We start from the raw sequence: 15,828 nt of genomic DNA, 5'->3' as shown, positions 1-15,828 counted from the left end.
CCTTGTACACAGATATAAGGCGATCAAGATGGGAGACACACCAATCCTGGAATTGCGCGGGATCGAGAAGCGGTTTCCGGGCGTCATTGCGCTCAAGGACATGGGCTTCTCGGTGCGCAAGGGTTCGGTCCACGTGATCTGCGGCGAGAACGGAGCGGGCAAGTCGACGCTCATGAAAATCGTCAGCGGCATCTACCAGCCCGACGCAGGCGAGATCTTCGTCGGCGGCGAAAAGGTTACGATCGACAGCCCGCTGACCGCACGCCGGTTGAAGATTTCGATGGTCACGCAGGAGCTGAACTACATTCCGGAAATGACCGTTGCGCAGTCGCTGTTTCTGGGCGACGAGCCCAGAACCCGCATTGGCTCGATCGACTGGAAGAAGGTCTACCGGGACGCGCGCACGCTCCTGGAACGAGAAGGCCTGCCGTACAGCCCCGACACGAAGCTCAAGGACCTGAGCGTGTCGGACCTGCAAATGCTCGAAATCATGAAGGCGGTGTCGCGCGAAGCGAACATCATCATCTTCGACGAGCCAACCTCGGCCATTACGTCGAAAGAAGTCGATGTGCTCTTCAAGAAGATCGACGAGCTTCGCGCAAAAGGCGCCGGGATCGTTTATATCTCCCATCGTTTCGATGAACTCTACAGGATTGCTGACGATATTTCGGTGATCCGCGACGGCAGCCACGTTGGCACGCGCCCGGCCAGCGAAATCGACATCGACACCATCATCCAGATGATGGTGGGCCGCAAGCTCGACAACGTTTATCCCGAGAAGCCGGCACGCCGCTTCGGCGACACAGCACTAGAAGTCAAGGGTCTCGGCGACGAAACGCGCTTTGCGGATGTCAGCTTCAAGGTGCGCAAAGGCGAAATCATCGGCCTCGCGGGGCTAATGGGCGCGGGCAGAACGGAAGTCGTGCGCACCGTGTTCGGTCTCGATCCGTACACGCAGGGCGAAGTCCGCGTGCACGGCAAACCGGTGCGGATTCGCCACGTTCAGGACGCGATCCGTTTGAAGATCGCCATGCTGTCCGAGGACCGCAAACGCTACGGCATCGTGCCGATGCGCAGCATCACCGAAAACACCGGCCTCGTTTCGCTCGGCAAATTCTTCAAGCGTGGCTATCGGGATGCGAAGGCCGAAAAGCGCCTGATCGACAGTGTCAGCAGCCGCATGAAGGTCAAGGCGCCGAACTTCAATACGCAGATCGGCCTCTTGAGCGGCGGCAACCAGCAGAAGGTGATGCTCGCGAAGTGGATGCTGTGCGATCCCGACATCCTGATTCTGGACGAACCGACGCGCGGCATCGACGTCGGCGCGAAATTCGAAATTTACAAGATCATTTTCGAGCTTGCGCAGGAAGGGCGGGCCGTGGTGGTCATCTCGTCTGAATTGTCGGAATTGATCGCCATTTGCGATCGCATCTACGTGATGGCGAACGGACGCATCAGTGGCGAGTTGCAAGAGGCTGAATTCAGTCAGGAAGGCATCATGCGCCTGGCAACCCTTGGTGGAGACGAAAATTGAACACGGCAACACGTAACCCTCCCGCGCGCTGGACGCTGTTTTCGAATGGCCGTTACAGCATTTACCTGATTCTGGTTGCGATGATTGTGGTGAGTTCGATCATCAGCCCGGTTTTTCTTTCTACTACTAACTTCCTGAATATCTCTCGCCAGATTTCGATTACGACGATTCTGGCATTCGGGCAAACGCTGCTCATCATCTGCGGACTCATCGACCTCTCGGCGGGTTCCGTGCTTGCCTTGTCGGGGCTGCTTTCCGTGATGTTCTACAAGGCGACGGGCATGTTCGTGCCGTCGATGATCGTCGGCATTGCGATTGGCTCGGCATGCGGCCTGGTGAACGGCTGGATTGTCACGCGCTTCAATACGCCGGCGTTTATCGCGACGCTGGCGATGCAGACGGCGGCACGCGGCGGCGCGTTGATGTTGACGAGCGGACAGAACATCTACGAACTGGACAAGTTCACCGGCTGGGGGCAGGGCTCGGTGCTCGGTGTGCCGTCGCCGGTCATCTTCCTCGTCCTGATTGCCTTGCTGACCTGGTATGTGCTGAATCACACGCGTCTTGGCCGCTATATCTACGCCATTGGCGGCAATCAGGAAGCCGCGCGCGCTTCGGGCATCCGCATCACCCGCATCAAGATGGCCGCGTTTCTGCTCAACGGCGCGCTCGTGGGTCTGGCAGGCGTGCTCTATATGTCGCGCGTCAACGCCGGTCTGCCCAACGCGGGCATCGGTTTCGAATTCGACGCCATGACGGCGGCCATCATCGGCGGCACGAGTTTCTCGGGCGGTATCGGCACGGCGATCGGCACGCTGGCGGGCGCCTTCATCATGGGCTTCCTCGGCAACATCATGAACCTGCTGGGTGTGCAGTCGTACCTCCAGCAGATTATCAAGGGCGGCATCATCGTCCTCGCCGTCGCTTACGACATCTCGTCGAAGCATGGCAAGAAAAAGAAAGCGGCGAAAAGCGGTCAGGCCGACAAGGCCAGGGCCGTCGCCGGTTGAGCGCGTCATCGTTTTTTCTACTCACAAGAAGCCTGCATAACGTCTAATCTGAAGGAGACAAAAAAATGAAGCTGAAGAAACTGATGGTCTGCGCGATGGCGCTGGGTGTATTTGCCGCAAGCGGCGCGGCCATTGCGCAGAACGCGAAATACCGGGTCGCCTATCTTGCGCGCGCGCAGAGCGATTCATTCGCGGCGTGGCTGGCGAATTCGATGGTCAAGGAAGCGAAGAAGTACCCCGATATTTCGTTGACGGTATTCGACGGTCAAAGCCAGAACTCGGTGATGCAATCGAATATCGAGAACGCGGTCACGAACAAGTACGACCTGGTCATCATTCAGCCGTACGACCCGGCCGTGCAACTGGGGCCGGTCAAGTCCGCGATGGCCGCGGGCGTCAAGTTCGTTGCGACCAATCCGAAGTTCTCGGACGACTCGGTGCCGTCGGTCGATTCGAGCCCGTATCTGCTGGGCCAGGTCAACGCGCAACTGGCGCTCAAGCAGGTGCCGAAGAACGCGAAAGTGGTGGTGCTGCTCGGGCCTCCGGGCAACCCGCACTCGCTGGGCCGTCGCGATGCATGGCAGAAGGAGTTTTTCGCCAAGCGCCCGGACGTGAAAATCGTCGCCGAGCAGACGGCGAACTGGAACAAGGACGAGGCGATGCAGTTGATGGAGGACTGGATTCAGGCCAATCCCAAGATCGATGCGGTCATTTCGATGAACGACAACATGGCGGCCGGCGCGGTGGAAGCGCTTAAGGGCTCAGGCATGCAGCCGTTCCCGCTGGTGTATGGCACCGATGGCACGGCCGAAGCCTGCCTGCTCATCAAGGACGGCAAGATGACGTCGACGGCCCTGCAAAGCGCGGACGAACTGGCCGTGAAGTCCATGAAAATGGCGCATGACATCCTCACCCATCAGAAGACCGACCTTCACGAAGTCGAAGGCACCGTGCTGTACACGAAGCAGAACGTGAACGAATGCATCGCGCTTCACAAGAAGCTGGGCGACATCAAGTAACGGTCGAGCATCGGCCGACCGCACCCTCTACTGAAAGGAATGGATATGAAAGCGCTGGTTCTCGAGGAAAAAGACAAGCTACAGATTCGCGACATCGCCATCGAAGAAGCGCTGGGACCCGACGACGTTCGCATCAAGATTGCCAATGTCGGCGTTTGCGGCAGCGACGTGCACTACTACAAGCATGGCCGTATCGGCGATTTCATTGTGAACGAACCGATGGTCCTCGGGCATGAAGCGAGCGGTGTAATTGCCGAGGTAGGCCGTGCCGTGAAGAATCTGAAGGTCGGCGACCGCGTGGCGATGGAGCCCGGCATCTTCGACCCGAATTCGCCGCAAGCCATGCAAGGCAACTATCACCTCGATCCGGGCATCCGCTTCTGGGCCACGCCGCCGATTCACGGCGTGCTGCGCGAATCGGTCGTGCATCCGGCCAGCCTCACGTTCAAGCTGCCGGACAACGTCAGCCTGGAAGAGGCCGTGCTGGCCGAGCCGCTGACCTCCGGCACGCACGTCGCCCGCAAGGTGGGCATTGCGCCGGGCGACACCGCCATCGTGACGGGCGCGGGCACGATCGGCTCGTTGATGGCGCTTGCGCTGCTTGCGTCTGGCGCTAGCCGCGTCATCATCACCGACGTGAAGCAGGAGAAGCTCGATTTTCTGTCCGAGCATTACGGCGATCGGCTCATCACCTGCAACGTCGCGAAACACGACCTGAAAGCGTTCGTCGACCAGCACTTCCCGCACGGCGCGGATCTGTTCGTCGATTGCAGCGGCAACGCGAAAGCCATCGCCGCCGCGCCGCATTGTCTGCGCCCGGCAGGCAAGCTCGTGTTTGTCGGCATGCCGCAGGATCTCGTGCCGATGGACATCGTCGCGATGCAGGTCAAGGAAATCGAAACGGTCGGAATCTTCCGTTATGCGAACGATTACGAGCGCTCGATCGCGCTGATCGCGTCCGGCCAGATCAACGTCAAGCCATTGATTTCGCGCCGCTACGCGTTCAAGGACAGTATCGAGGCGTTCGATCTTGCCGCGTCCGCGCAGCCGGACGTCATCAAGGTTCTTATCGAACTCGAATAACATCAATCATCAACAGGAAATAGAGGTCTCGAATGTATCTCGGCATCGACTGCGGAACACAAGGTACGAAAGTCGTTTTGCTAGACCCTGAAAGCGGCGCCCTCGTGGCCCGCGGTCATGCCAGCCATCCCATCATTTCGGAAGCCAACGGCCGCCGGGAGCAAAAGGCGGAGTGGTGGATCACGGCGTTGCGCCAGGCGCTCAAGCAACTCTTTGCGCAAACGTCGCGCAGTCCCGCCGATGTCTCGGCAATCGCGGTTTCTGGTCAGCAGCATGGACTCGTCATGCTGGATGGCAAGGGCGAGGTGGTGCGCGACGTCAAGTTGTGGAACGACACGGAAACCACCGAGGCGAACGAAAAGCTCTTTCACGCGGCTGGCGGCGAGCGCAGCATTCGCAAGCTGATCGGCACGACGATTCCCGTGGGCTTTACCGCGTCGAAGGTCGCGTGGGTGCGCGAGCACGAGCCGCAAACGTGGGAGCGGGTGGAGCATGTGCTGCTGCCGCACGACTACGTCAACTTCTGGCTGACCGGTGAGTACGCAACCGATGCGGGCGAGGCTTCAGGGACGGGCTATTTCGACGTGGCGTCGCGTACGTGGTCGAAGCCCATGACCGGGCTGATCGATCCGACCGGGCGGCTAGAACGCGCATTGCCGCGCATCGTGTCGCCGCTGGAAGCGATCGGCACGCTGAGAGCCGAAGTGGCCTCGGAGTTCGGCTTCTTGCCGGGCACGCTGGTGGCGTGCGGCTCCGGCGACAACGTCATGGGCGCGCTGGGCACGGGCAACGTTGCCGCCGGGCGCGCAACGCTGGGTCTCGGCACGTCAGGTGTATTGAATCTCCACGCCGACAAGCTGACCGATACCGTCGATCCCAGCATCTACGTTTTCTGCGGGCTGGACGGCGGCTGGTTGCCGACGATCGCGACGATGAACGCCACGTCCACGACGACGTTGCTCCAGCAACTATTCGAGGTCGAGATCGCCGAGGTCGAAAGCCTGATCGCATCGGCGAATCCGGGCGCGGGCGGCGTGCGCATGTTCCCGTATTTCAGCGGCGAGCGTATTCCCGCGTTGCCGCGCGCACGCGGCGTCATCAAGGGTTTGTCGGCGGATAACATGACACGCGCCAACCTGATGCGCGCCGGCGCGGAAGCGGTCGCGTTCGGTTTGAAGTGGGGCTATGAACTGCTTTCGCAGAGCTTCGAGCGCGCGCAGCAGTTTCGCCTGACCGGCGGCGGCGCCAACAGCGCGGCGTGGCGCCAGATTCTCGCCGACGTATTCGATATCGACGTCATTCGCGTCAAGTGCGACGAAGGCGGCGCGTATGCCGCGGCGCTTCTGGCGCTCACGGTGCATCAGCGCGCGAGCGGCGCGAACGTCACGCTTTACGACGTATGCGAGCGCTACGTCGAACTGGACGATACGCGCGTGGCGCAACCGCGTCGTGAAGTCGCCGAGCGCTACAAGGCATTGTTTGCCGCGTTCACGGACACCATCGCGAACGAAGACTTCGAGGCGAACTGACCGTGGATATCGCCTGGCAACAATCGTGTCTTATTGCGCCGTCGCTCATCACGTTCGATCTCTGCAATCTCGAACGCGAGGTGCAGGGTATCGCTGCGGCCGGGTTGGACGTGGTGCATCTGGATGTGCTCGACGGGCATTTCAGCCCGAGCATGCCGCTAGGCATCGAGACGATCGCGCAACTGCGCAAGAAGACCGACCTTGCGTTCGATGTGCACGTCATGGCTACGCGGCACGATTACTTTATCGACGCGCTGCTGAAGATCGGCGTGCAGCAACTGACGTTCCAGATCGAATCGGAGCCGCACGTCGACCGCATGCTCGGTTACATCAGGTCGGCCGGTGTGCGGGCGGGTGTGGCATTGAAGCCATCTACGCCGCTCTCTGTGCTCGACTACGTGCTGGAGCGTTGCGACACCGTTCTGCTGATGCTGACCAATCCTGGCTATGCGGGCGTGCCCGGAGAGTCGCAGGTGCCGTACGCGCAGCGCAAGATTCGGGCGCTACGCGAGATGATTCGCGAACGTGGCCTCAACACCGCGATTGAAATCGATGGCCGCGTATCGAAGGACACCATTCGCCAGTTCGCGCCTTCGACGGTGGACATGTTCGTCGCCGGGAGCCAGTGCATTTCCCGCGAGTCGCCCGCAACGGGCCTTGCCGAACTTGCCGAACTACGCCGCAGCGTGACCACAACGACTTCGGCCGCCGCGGGCGCATAAGCAGCCGCCTCGCGCCTCACTCCTCACTCCGCGATGACGACCTTGAGGCCTTTGGCTTCGAGGTCGAACCGGTAACGCTCGGGCACGCCGGTATCCGTGATGACCCTGTCGAACTCGTCGACATCGGCGAAGCTGCACGTCGACACCTTGCCGAACTTGGACGAATCCACCAGAAGGATGCGTTCGACACTGCATCGCATGGCGGCCTGCTTCCACGAGCAGTCTTCGACATAGCTACAGGTCAGGCCGTGCTTCAGCTCATAGCCCGTTGCGCCGATAAACGCCTTGTTCGCGCGGTATCGCTGCATGGCCTGTACGGCGTCGGGACCGGAAAACGTGTACGACTTCGTCGACAGCACGCCGCCAAGCGAAATCACGGTCGTTTCCTCGCGCCGCGCCAGCACGTTGATGGTGTTCAGGCTGTAACAGATGAAGGTGTAGGCGCCATCGGCGGGCAGGCACTCCGCGAGTTGCTGGACGGTCGTGCCCGAATCGAGGATGACGACGTCTCCCGGCGTGAGCAGCTTGCTGGCCGCGAGCGCGATGCGCCGCTTTTCCTCGGCATGCTGGCCGCGTTCGGTCTGGGCGTTGTAGCTCGCGACCGTGCTGCCGTTCTCGAGCGACGCCACGCCGCCGTAGACCGCCCGCAGCTTGCCCGCGTCAGCCAGGTCGCGCACATCGCGGCGTATGGTCATCTCCGACACATCCAGCGCCTTGGCCAGATCGCCAATGCTCATGAAATGTCGGGAATCGAGCATCCCAAGGATTTGGTCGGATCGTTGCTCTTTGCTCGCCATAGATAGGGGAATGTGTGCGCAGCGCCCAGGGGGAACCCAGGCGCAGACGGGTTCGATATGTGTTCGACGTCGAACATTTTACCTCAATTACAACGCTTACGAGCCAGTCCAGGCGGCAAATGGTTCGAGTTCCAACAGAAGGCGACAGGGTGGTTCCCGTTGCCGGGCGGGAAATACGAAGGGCCAGACAGCACCGGGGCTCGCAATTCCGGCGCGAACATCCGCGGAAAATCCGTTTTCTCCCAGGTTTACCCCTGATTCTCAAACATTGATTAATGTTCATAGTTCTAACATGAAGTTGAAACTATAACTTTTGTGGGTTAGCATGTGGTCGATGTAGAACATTTGACGGTGAACCTGCGAACACGCAGACGCTGCCGAGCGACAAGGAAAAGTCGTAGCGCCTGGCGCGGGTTCGCCCTATCAGGAGACAAACATGAGCAGTCTTGAATCGCCTGGGACAACAAAGCGCCCGGTGCGCTTACCGCCCGAAGCCGGGATTGCGGCCGTGTTCTTCGTGGTCATGCTCGGCGGCTTCATTGCCACGCCGAACTTCCTCACCGTGTCGAACATGATGGTGCTGTTGCTCAACGGCGCCGTGATTGGCTTTCTGTGTCTGGGGCAGTCGTTCGTGCTCTTGACCGGCGGCATCGACCTTTCCTGCGGCTCCATCGTCGCGATGACCTGCGTCGTTGCCGCGCTGCTCATGCAGAGCCTGGGGCTGCCGTGGCAACTTGCCGTTCCGCTCGTGCTGGTGATTGGCGCGCTGGCCGGCATGGTGAACGGCTGGATCATCGAACGCACGGGCGTGCCGCCGTTCATCGTCACGTTCGCGACGATGGGCGTCGCGGCGTCTATCCCGCAGATCATCACCGGTGCGGAATCCATTCGCGTCACGCAAATCGGCTACGCGCTGATCGGCCAGTCGAGACCCTTCGGCGTGCCGTTCCCGGTGCTGGCGCTGCTGGTGGCGATTGTCCTCGCCGCGCTACTCCTGAAACGCACCGTCACGGGCACGCATATCTATGCGGTCGGCGGCAATGCCGATGCCGCGCGCCTGTCCGGCATCAGCGTTCCGCGCGTCACCTTGTTCGTGTATTCGATCTCGGGCCTGTGCGCCGCGTGCGGCGGGCTCATCTACGGTTCGCGCCTCATGACGGGCTATCCCACGGCCGGGCGCGGCGACGAATTGTTCTTCTCGATTGCGGGCGCCGTCGTCGGCGGCGTGAGCCTGTTCGGCGGCAGCGGCAGCATCGTGGGCGCGATGATCGGCGCGATGATGATTGCGGCCATCTCGAACCTGATGAACGTGCTCAACGTCAGCGCTTACTGGCAGCCGCTCGTGATCGGTTTGATCATTCTGATCGGTGTGACGCTGGATACGATGCGTTCGAACAAGCGCCTCAGCTTCCCCTGGCTCAAGGCCCGTAAAGAGCGGAAGTTCGCCCAACACCCCGACTCCTTGAAAAGCACGTCCTGACAGGTGAATAGCATGCGCAACGAAAAAATTCTGGTTCTCGGCATCCTCGCTGCGGCGCTCGCGCTGGCTCTTGCCGGCTGTAATCGGCAACCCGAGGTCAACGCCGCAAGCGGCAAGAAAACGCTCGGCGTGGTGCTGCCGAATCTCACGAATCCCTACTACGTCGCCATGAAGAAAAGCTTCGAGGAGAGCGGCGCGGCGAAGGGGATGAACGTCGAAGTCTCGATTGCCGACAACGACGACGCGCGCGAACTCTCCGAAGTGCAGAGCTTCGTCCAGAAGAAGGTGGATGCCGTCGCGGTGAACTGCGTGAGTTCGGGCCCGTGCGTATCGGTGATTGCCGAGTTGAACAAGGCGAACATTCCGGCGTTCGCCATCAACATCCTGCCGGATGCCGATGGGATGAAACAGCAAGGCGCGCACGTCGTGCAGGGCGTGCAGACCGACCAGAAGGCTGGCGGCGTGTTTATCGGCCAGCAGCTTGTGAAGGACCTGGGTGCGAAGGGCAATGCGGTCATCGGCATCGTTGGCGAGCCCACCTCCATTGCGGCCAACGCGCGTGACGACGGCTTTAAAGAGGCGATCGCCTCCAACCCGAATCTGAAGGTCGTCGCACTGGTCAACGGCAAGGTCGAAGAGACGACGTCGTTGAAGGTCACCACGGAGATGCTGCAAGGCAATCCCAACATGACCATCGTCTATTCCGATACGGAGCCTTCGGCGCTGGGCGCGCTCGCCGCCATCAACCAGCTTGGCCTCAAGGACAAGGTGAAGCTCTACGCATTCGTCGACAAGGAAGGCGTGAAGCAGATCCAGTCGGGCGATGTGCTGCGCGCGGGTGCGATCCAGGAGCCGGTGCGCCTGGCGTCCCTGCTGGTCGACAGCGTGGGCGACCAGCTTTCCGGCAAACAGACGACCGCGATGGTCAACAGCCCGCCGCTGCTCGTCAACAAGGACAACGCCGGTCAGGTCGTTGGTCAGGCCTACTGATTTTCGTGTGGGCGTGCAACGCCACGCCATCTCGTTTCGCCTGTGAGGCGTGAACGTATTGGGAATGAGCGATGAGCAATAGCAACCGACGGTATCGGGCACGTGACATCAAGGTCTCCTTTGCGGGAGTGCCGGTATTGCGAGGTGTCGACTTCGACGTGGTGCCAGGTGAGATTCACGGCTTGTTCGGCCACAACGGCGCAGGCAAGTCCACGTTGCTCAAGATCCTGGCGGGCGTGAACCGGCCGGACGCCGGCGAACTGCTCATTGGCGACGAATCCATCGCATTGTCATCGCCGCGCGATGCCCTGCATCAGGGGATCGCCTGCGTGTATCAGGAGCTTCGTCTTATCCCCGGCATGACGGTCTGGCAGAACATCTTTCTGGGTCGCGAGCTGAGAAAGAACGCTTGGCTCGACGAAGTGGCAATGAAGAACCACACCCGTCAGGTGTTGGACGAGTACAAGCTGAAGATCGATCCGCTGAGCCTGGTTCGCGATTTGTCGCATCCCGACAAGCAGATGCTGGAAGTGGTCGCGAACCTGGACCGCGATGCGCGCTTTCTCCTTCTCGACGAGCCGACCACAGCGCTCGAAGGCGCGCAGGCCGATGCGCTGCTCAAATCGGTTCAACGCATTGCGCGCGAGAAGCAGATTGGCGTGGTGCTCGTTTCGCACAAGCTGGACGAAGTGCTCGGTGTGTGCGATGAAGCCACGGTCATGTGCGGCGGTAAGGTGATCTATCACGCGACGCACAACATCGCGAAGCAGGACATCGTCGACGCGATTGTCGGCGACGCCGCGCCTTCGATGGATGAGGGCGAGCGTACGTCGAAGACGGATGTCGATAAGCGCGCCGCGCCGTATCTGGATGTGCGCAATCTGTCGACGTCCCGCTTGCGCGATGTGTCGTTGCAGGCGTGGCCGGGAGAAATCGTCGGTATCTACGGACTGGCTGGCGCAGGGCGCACGCGGTTCTGCCGCACGCTGTTCGGTCTGGAGGAGGTGACGAGCGGCGAGGTCTTGATTGCAGGAAAGCCCTATCGCGCGCGCAGCCCGGCAAATGCGATCAGCAAGGGCGTGGGTTACCTGACCGAAGAGCGCAAGAAAGACGGCATCGTGCCGCTGATGTCCAGTTTCTCGAATGCGACGCTGCCCATTCTTCGGCGTTTCAGGAAGCGGGCGCTCGTGAACCATCGCGCGGCCGCGCAAAGCGCGAACCAGATTCTGGTCGAGATGAACACGCGCGGGAATCTGCGTGGGCCGATCAAATCGCTGTCCGGCGGCAATCAGCAGAAGGTGCTGCTTGCGCGAGTCATCGGCCAGGACGCGAAGCTCGTGCTGCTCGACGAGCCGACCAAGGGCGTCGACATAGGCGCGAAAGCCGATATCTACGCGATTATCCGGCGCATGGCCGCAGAAGGGCGTTGTGTCGTCGTGGTGTCGAGCGAGGAAGAAGAACTCCTGGAGATTGCCGACCGCGTGCTCGTGTTCCACCACGGGCATTGCGATGGCGTCTCCGTGCAGGGCGAGGCGCTAAGTATCGCGGGCTTGCGCAAGGCTGCGTGGAGCGGCAATACGCAAGCGCTCGCCTAGCTTCACCGCCCGAGTATCTCCACCAGCAATTCCCGCAGCCAACGATTCCCGGCGTCGCCGTCGTAGAGTTCATGCCAGTGAATGGTGGACTCGAAGCGCGGCAGTTCGATCGGCAGCGGATAAATGACGAATTGCCCCGATTCGTTGAACGCTTCGGCGACGCCGCGCGGCAGCGTCACCATCCAGTCGGTACGTCGAAGAATGTCCGGCGTCACGTTGAAGTGCGAGACGCGCAAGGCGATGCGCCGATGCAAGCCCCCTTGACGCAGCGATTCCTCGATCAGGACATGGCTGCGATCCGCCGACGCGACCGCCACATGGGACATCTCCTGAAACTGCGCCGCGGAAATCCGCCGCGCAGGCAGCCCCCGGCGCTTACGCGTCATGCACGCGTATTCCTCGTTGAACAGCAGCGCGTGCTTCGTCGTCGCCTTCAACGACGGCAAATTGCCGATCGCGAAATCCAGCCTGCCTAGACGCATACGCTCTTCCACTTCCGTGAGCAGCACGGCTTCGGCCGCGATGTGCACGTCGGGCGCGATGGTCTGAAGCCGCTCGCAGATAGCCGGAAGAAAAACCTGTTCGCCCACGTCCGACATCGAAATGCGGAATTCACGCGTGCTCGTGGCGGGATCGAACGGCTCGCTCTGGCGCAACGCCTCGCGCGCGGCGGCGAGCGCGATGCCGACCGGGTCCTTGAGCCGCTGCGCGAACGAGGTTGGCACCATCCCATCAGGTGTCCGAACAAAAAGTGGATCGTCGAACAAGGCTCGCAATCGCCCTAATGCATAGCTTGTCGCTGGCTGCGACAAGCCGAGACGGTTGCCCGCCTGCGTGAGACTGCGCTCTTCGAGCACCGCCTGAAACACGCGAAAGAGATTCAGATCGACCTTATTAAAATCCGCCATATTTATGCCGCCCATATTATTTATGAATTTGACGGATAGTATAGGCAAACCTAGACTCGATCGCACCCACATATCCCCCAAGGTGTTTGATCGTATGAATACGCAGGTCGATCCACTGCTCGCGGCCGCGCCGCACATCGCGCCGCATCGCACGCTTCCCGCCCTGTTGAAGCAGCGCGTGGCGCGCAATGGCGAAGCGCCCCTTTTTTCCGACCGCAGCACGAGCTGGAATGCGCGCGAGGCGCTCGACGCCGCCGCGCGGCGCGCGGGTGCGCTGAGCGCCCACGGCGTGTGTCGCGGAGACCGCGTCGCGATTCTGTGTTCGAACCGCATTGAATTCATGGAGACGGTGCTGGGCTGCGCGTGGCTTGGCGCGGTGGCGGTGCCTATTAACACGGCTTCGCGCGGCATGCAGTTGCAGCACATCCTCGCCAATTCCGGTGCGCGTTTGCTGGTTGCCGAAGCGGCGCTACTCGACGCCGTGTTCGCACTGTCCCCGCAAGCGCTTGCATTGGAGGCGATCTGGGCGATTGGCGCGACTGGGCCAGTCGATGCGGGTGCAACGGCCTATGCCGTGAGCGACTTTCCGCCGCCGGGCGCAGCGCTCGAAGCCGTTGCGCTGGACGATGGCGATCCGTTCGCCATTCTCTATACGTCCGGGACCTCGGGTTTGTCGAAAGGCGTCGTGTGTCCGCACGCGCAGTTCTACTGGTGGGGCACCCATACGGGCGGCGATCTCGAAGTGCGCGCGGGCGATGTGCTCTATACCTGCCTGCCGCTGTTTCACACCAACGCGCTCAATAGCTTTTTTCAGGCGCTGATGCACGACGCGCAATTGATTGTCGATCGGCGATTCTCGGCGAGCGGCTTTTTCGACGCATTGATCGAGACGCGCGCGACAGTCACCTTCGTACTCGGCGCGATGGTGCCGATTCTCCTCTCGCGGCCGCAGTCGCCCAAGGAGCGCGAGCATCGTGTGCGTGTCGCGCTCGCGCCGGCTGTGCCCGCGCAATTCCAGAGCACGTTTACCGAGCGCAGCGGCATTGGCCTGATCGACGGCTATGGATCGACCGAAACGAATTCGGTGATCGGCGGCAAGCTGGCGGAGCGTCGTGAGGGCTATATGGGCAAGCTCGCTGCGGGATTTCACGCGCGTGTCGTCGATGCGCACGATCAGCCGGTGGCCGACGGCGAAGCGGGCGAGCTCATCTTGCGCGCCGACGAGGCATGGGCGTTCGCAAGTGGTTATTTCGGCATGCCGGAGAAGACCGTCGAGGCATGGCGCAATCTTTGGTTCCACACCGGCGACCGCGTGGTGCGCGATGCCAATGGCTATTTTCGATTCGTCGATCGCCTCAAGGACGTGATCCGCCGACGCGGCGAAAACATCTCGTCGTTCGAAGTCGAGCAGGTTTTGCTGAGCCACCCCGCAATCGAACTGGCCGCGGTATTCGCGGTGCAGTCCGCACTTGCAGAAGACGAAGTGATGGCCGCGATCGTGCTGCGCGAAGGCGAAGTGCTCGACGCGCTCGACCTCGTGCGCTTTTGCGAGCCACGTTTGCCGTACTTCGCGGTGCCGCGTTTCCTGGACTTCCGCGATGGTCTGCCCAAAACGGAGAACGGCAAGATCCAGAAATACCGTCTGCGCGAAACCGGCGTGACCGCCACCACCTGGGATCTGGAGACCTCGGGTTATCGCCTGAAACGCGCGTAAGCGGCCCAACTCAGAACAACGTTCGCCGTGCGGCGAATTCCCTGCAATTCCATCGAAATACTCAGTGCACCCGCTGCACACCAGGAGCCACAGATGGCAAGTCTGCAATCCCTGTCCCACCCGGACTCGCACGCCGAAGGCGCTTCGAGCGCGTCCGCGGCGCACGTCGACGACAAATCGCTCAAGCGCATCGTGCTCGCCTCGGTGGCCGGCAATGCGCTCGAATGGTATGACTTCTTCCTCTACAGCACCGCCGCCGCGCTCGTGTTTGGCGAGCTGTTCTTTCCGAAGGGCACCGATCCGCTCGTCGGCACGCTCGGGGCTTTTGCGGGCTTTGCGGTCGGCTTCGCGGCGCGTCCGTTGGGCGGCGTCGTGTTTGGTTATGTTGGCGACCGCTATGGGCGCAAGGGCGCGCTGGTGTGGACGCTGTCGATCATGGGCGCCGCAACGTTTCTGATCGGCGCGCTGCCGACCTATGCGCAGGTCGGCGTATGGGCGCCCGCGCTGCTGCTCGTGCTGCGCGTGTTGCAGGGCGTGGCGGCCGGTGGCGAGTGGGGCGGCGGCGTGCTGATGATCAGCGAGTCCGCACCGCCGGAAAAGCGCGGCTTCTATGCTTCGCTCAGCCAGATTGGCGTGGGCGGCGGGTTCGTGCTCTCCGCGGCAATTTTCTTCGTTGTACAGACGTTGCCGAAAGACGCCTTCATGAGCTGGGGCTGGCGTGTGCCGTTCCTGCTGTCGATCCTCATTTTCGGCGTGGGCGTCTATATTCGCTCGCGCCTGCCGGAAAGCGCGGAATTCGCGCAGAACCAGGCCGAGGGCAAGCACGCGGGCATGCCGCTCGTCGAAGTGATCCGCAAGCATCCGCGCGAAATCCTGCTGGCGATGGGCCTGCGCGTGGCCGAGAACGGCGGCTCGTACATCATCCTTGCGTTTTCGCTCGCCTACGGCAAGTTCATCGGCGTATCGAATCAGGTGATGCTCGGCGGCGTCATCGTATCGATGAGTGTAGAACTCCTGACGATGCTGCTGTGGGGGAAGTTGTCGGATCGCATTGGCCGTCGCCCCGTCTATTTTATCGGCGCGGCCGGGCTCGTGGTGATCGCGTTTCCGTTCTTCTGGCTGATCGACAGTCATGTGGCGGCGCTCGTCTGGCTGGCCTTCCTGCTCGGCAATGCGGTCTGCCACGGCGCGATGGTCGGCACGCAGCCCAGTCTGATGAGCGAACTCTTCAGCACCGAAGTGCGCTACACGGGCATGGCGCTCGGTCATGAAGTGGCTGCGGTCTTCGCAGGCGGCCTCGCACCGATGCTGGCGACGGCGCTCCTCGCGCACTACCACGCCGCGTGGCCGGTCGCGCTCATGATGATGGCGATGGGGCTGATCACCGTTGTCGCGCTGGCCTTCACGCGCGAGACCGTCAAGCGCCGCGCACACGCATGAGGACCGC

Annotated in this window: 13 protein-coding genes; 11 read left to right on the top strand and 2 right to left on the bottom strand. The window is 61.6% G+C overall.

Annotated features, from left to right (window positions below; all coding sequences use genetic code 11):
- The first annotated feature begins 28 nt into the window (after nt 1-28).
- The 6 genes from U5782_RS32240 to U5782_RS32215 all read left to right on the top strand — a co-directional run bounded on the left by U5782_RS32240 (nt 29) and on the right by U5782_RS32215 (nt 6,897).
- The gene (locus tag U5782_RS32240; protein ID WP_322047930.1) at nt 29-1,534 is read left to right on the top strand and encodes a sugar ABC transporter ATP-binding protein; all 1,506 of its coding nucleotides are present in this window, start codon (nt 29-31) and stop codon (nt 1,532-1,534) included.
- The gene (locus U5782_RS32235) at nt 1,531-2,544 is read left to right on the top strand and encodes an ABC transporter permease (protein WP_322047929.1); all 1,014 of its coding nucleotides are present in this window, start codon (nt 1,531-1,533) and stop codon (nt 2,542-2,544) included. The genes U5782_RS32240 and U5782_RS32235 overlap by 4 nt, the downstream gene beginning before the upstream one ends.
- Nucleotides 2,545-2,609: 65 nt before the next feature.
- Entirely contained in the window at nt 2,610-3,563 is a 954-nt protein-coding gene (locus tag U5782_RS32230) for a sugar ABC transporter substrate-binding protein (RefSeq protein ID WP_322047928.1), read from the top strand.
- 45 nt (nt 3,564-3,608) lie between these two features.
- Nucleotides 3,609-4,646: an NAD(P)-dependent alcohol dehydrogenase gene (locus tag U5782_RS32225; RefSeq protein ID WP_322047927.1), complete on the top strand. Its 1,038-nt coding sequence runs from the start codon at nt 3,609-3,611 to the stop codon at nt 4,644-4,646.
- 32 nt (nt 4,647-4,678) lie between these two features.
- On the top strand, nt 4,679-6,175 hold the full coding sequence (gene xylB, locus U5782_RS32220; protein WP_322047926.1) for a xylulokinase: 1,497 nt from the start codon (nt 4,679-4,681) through the stop codon (nt 6,173-6,175).
- A gap of 2 nt (nt 6,176-6,177) precedes the next feature.
- Nucleotides 6,178-6,897: a ribulose-phosphate 3-epimerase gene (locus U5782_RS32215; RefSeq protein WP_322047925.1), complete on the top strand. Its 720-nt coding sequence runs from the start codon at nt 6,178-6,180 to the stop codon at nt 6,895-6,897.
- 23 nt (nt 6,898-6,920) lie between these two features.
- Here U5782_RS32215 and U5782_RS32210 read toward each other — a convergent pair whose 3' ends face one another.
- The gene (locus U5782_RS32210) at nt 6,921-7,694 is read right to left on the bottom strand and encodes a DeoR/GlpR family DNA-binding transcription regulator (protein WP_322047924.1); all 774 of its coding nucleotides are present in this window, start codon (nt 7,692-7,694) and stop codon (nt 6,921-6,923) included.
- 436 nt (nt 7,695-8,130) lie between these two features.
- Here U5782_RS32210 and U5782_RS32205 point away from each other — a divergent pair, with 436 nt between their 5' ends.
- The 3 genes from U5782_RS32205 to U5782_RS32195 all read left to right on the top strand — a co-directional run bounded on the left by U5782_RS32205 (nt 8,131) and on the right by U5782_RS32195 (nt 11,759).
- On the top strand, nt 8,131-9,174 hold the full coding sequence (locus U5782_RS32205; protein ID WP_322047923.1) for an ABC transporter permease: 1,044 nt from the start codon (nt 8,131-8,133) through the stop codon (nt 9,172-9,174).
- 12 nt (nt 9,175-9,186) lie between these two features.
- Nucleotides 9,187-10,164: a substrate-binding domain-containing protein gene (locus U5782_RS32200; protein WP_322047922.1), complete on the top strand. Its 978-nt coding sequence runs from the start codon at nt 9,187-9,189 to the stop codon at nt 10,162-10,164.
- A gap of 71 nt (nt 10,165-10,235) precedes the next feature.
- Entirely contained in the window at nt 10,236-11,759 is a 1,524-nt protein-coding gene (locus tag U5782_RS32195; RefSeq protein WP_322047921.1) for a sugar ABC transporter ATP-binding protein, read from the top strand.
- A 2-nt stretch (nt 11,760-11,761) separates the two neighbouring features.
- Here the strand turns inward: U5782_RS32195 and U5782_RS32190 are convergent, their stop codons facing one another.
- A complete protein-coding gene (locus U5782_RS32190; RefSeq protein ID WP_322047920.1) occupies nt 11,762-12,667 on the bottom strand; it encodes a LysR family transcriptional regulator in 906 nt (301 codons plus the stop codon).
- A 94-nt stretch (nt 12,668-12,761) separates the two neighbouring features.
- On the opposite strand from U5782_RS32190, the gene U5782_RS32185 reads away from it, so the two are divergent.
- Complete coding sequence (locus tag U5782_RS32185; protein WP_322047919.1) at nt 12,762-14,381, top strand: ATP-dependent acyl-CoA ligase; 1,620 nt, start codon at nt 12,762-12,764, stop codon at nt 14,379-14,381.
- Nucleotides 14,382-14,474: 93 nt separating this feature from the next.
- Entirely contained in the window at nt 14,475-15,821 is a 1,347-nt protein-coding gene (locus tag U5782_RS32180; protein WP_322047918.1) for an MFS transporter, read from the top strand.
- Nucleotides 15,822-15,828: the final 7 nt, after the last annotated feature.

The organism is Paraburkholderia sp. J67, assembly GCF_905220265.1.
Classification (GTDB): domain Bacteria; phylum Pseudomonadota; class Gammaproteobacteria; order Burkholderiales; family Burkholderiaceae; genus Paraburkholderia.
The sequence above is the reverse complement of the archived record's forward strand: the minus strand, read 5'-3'. Positions and strand labels throughout refer to the sequence as shown.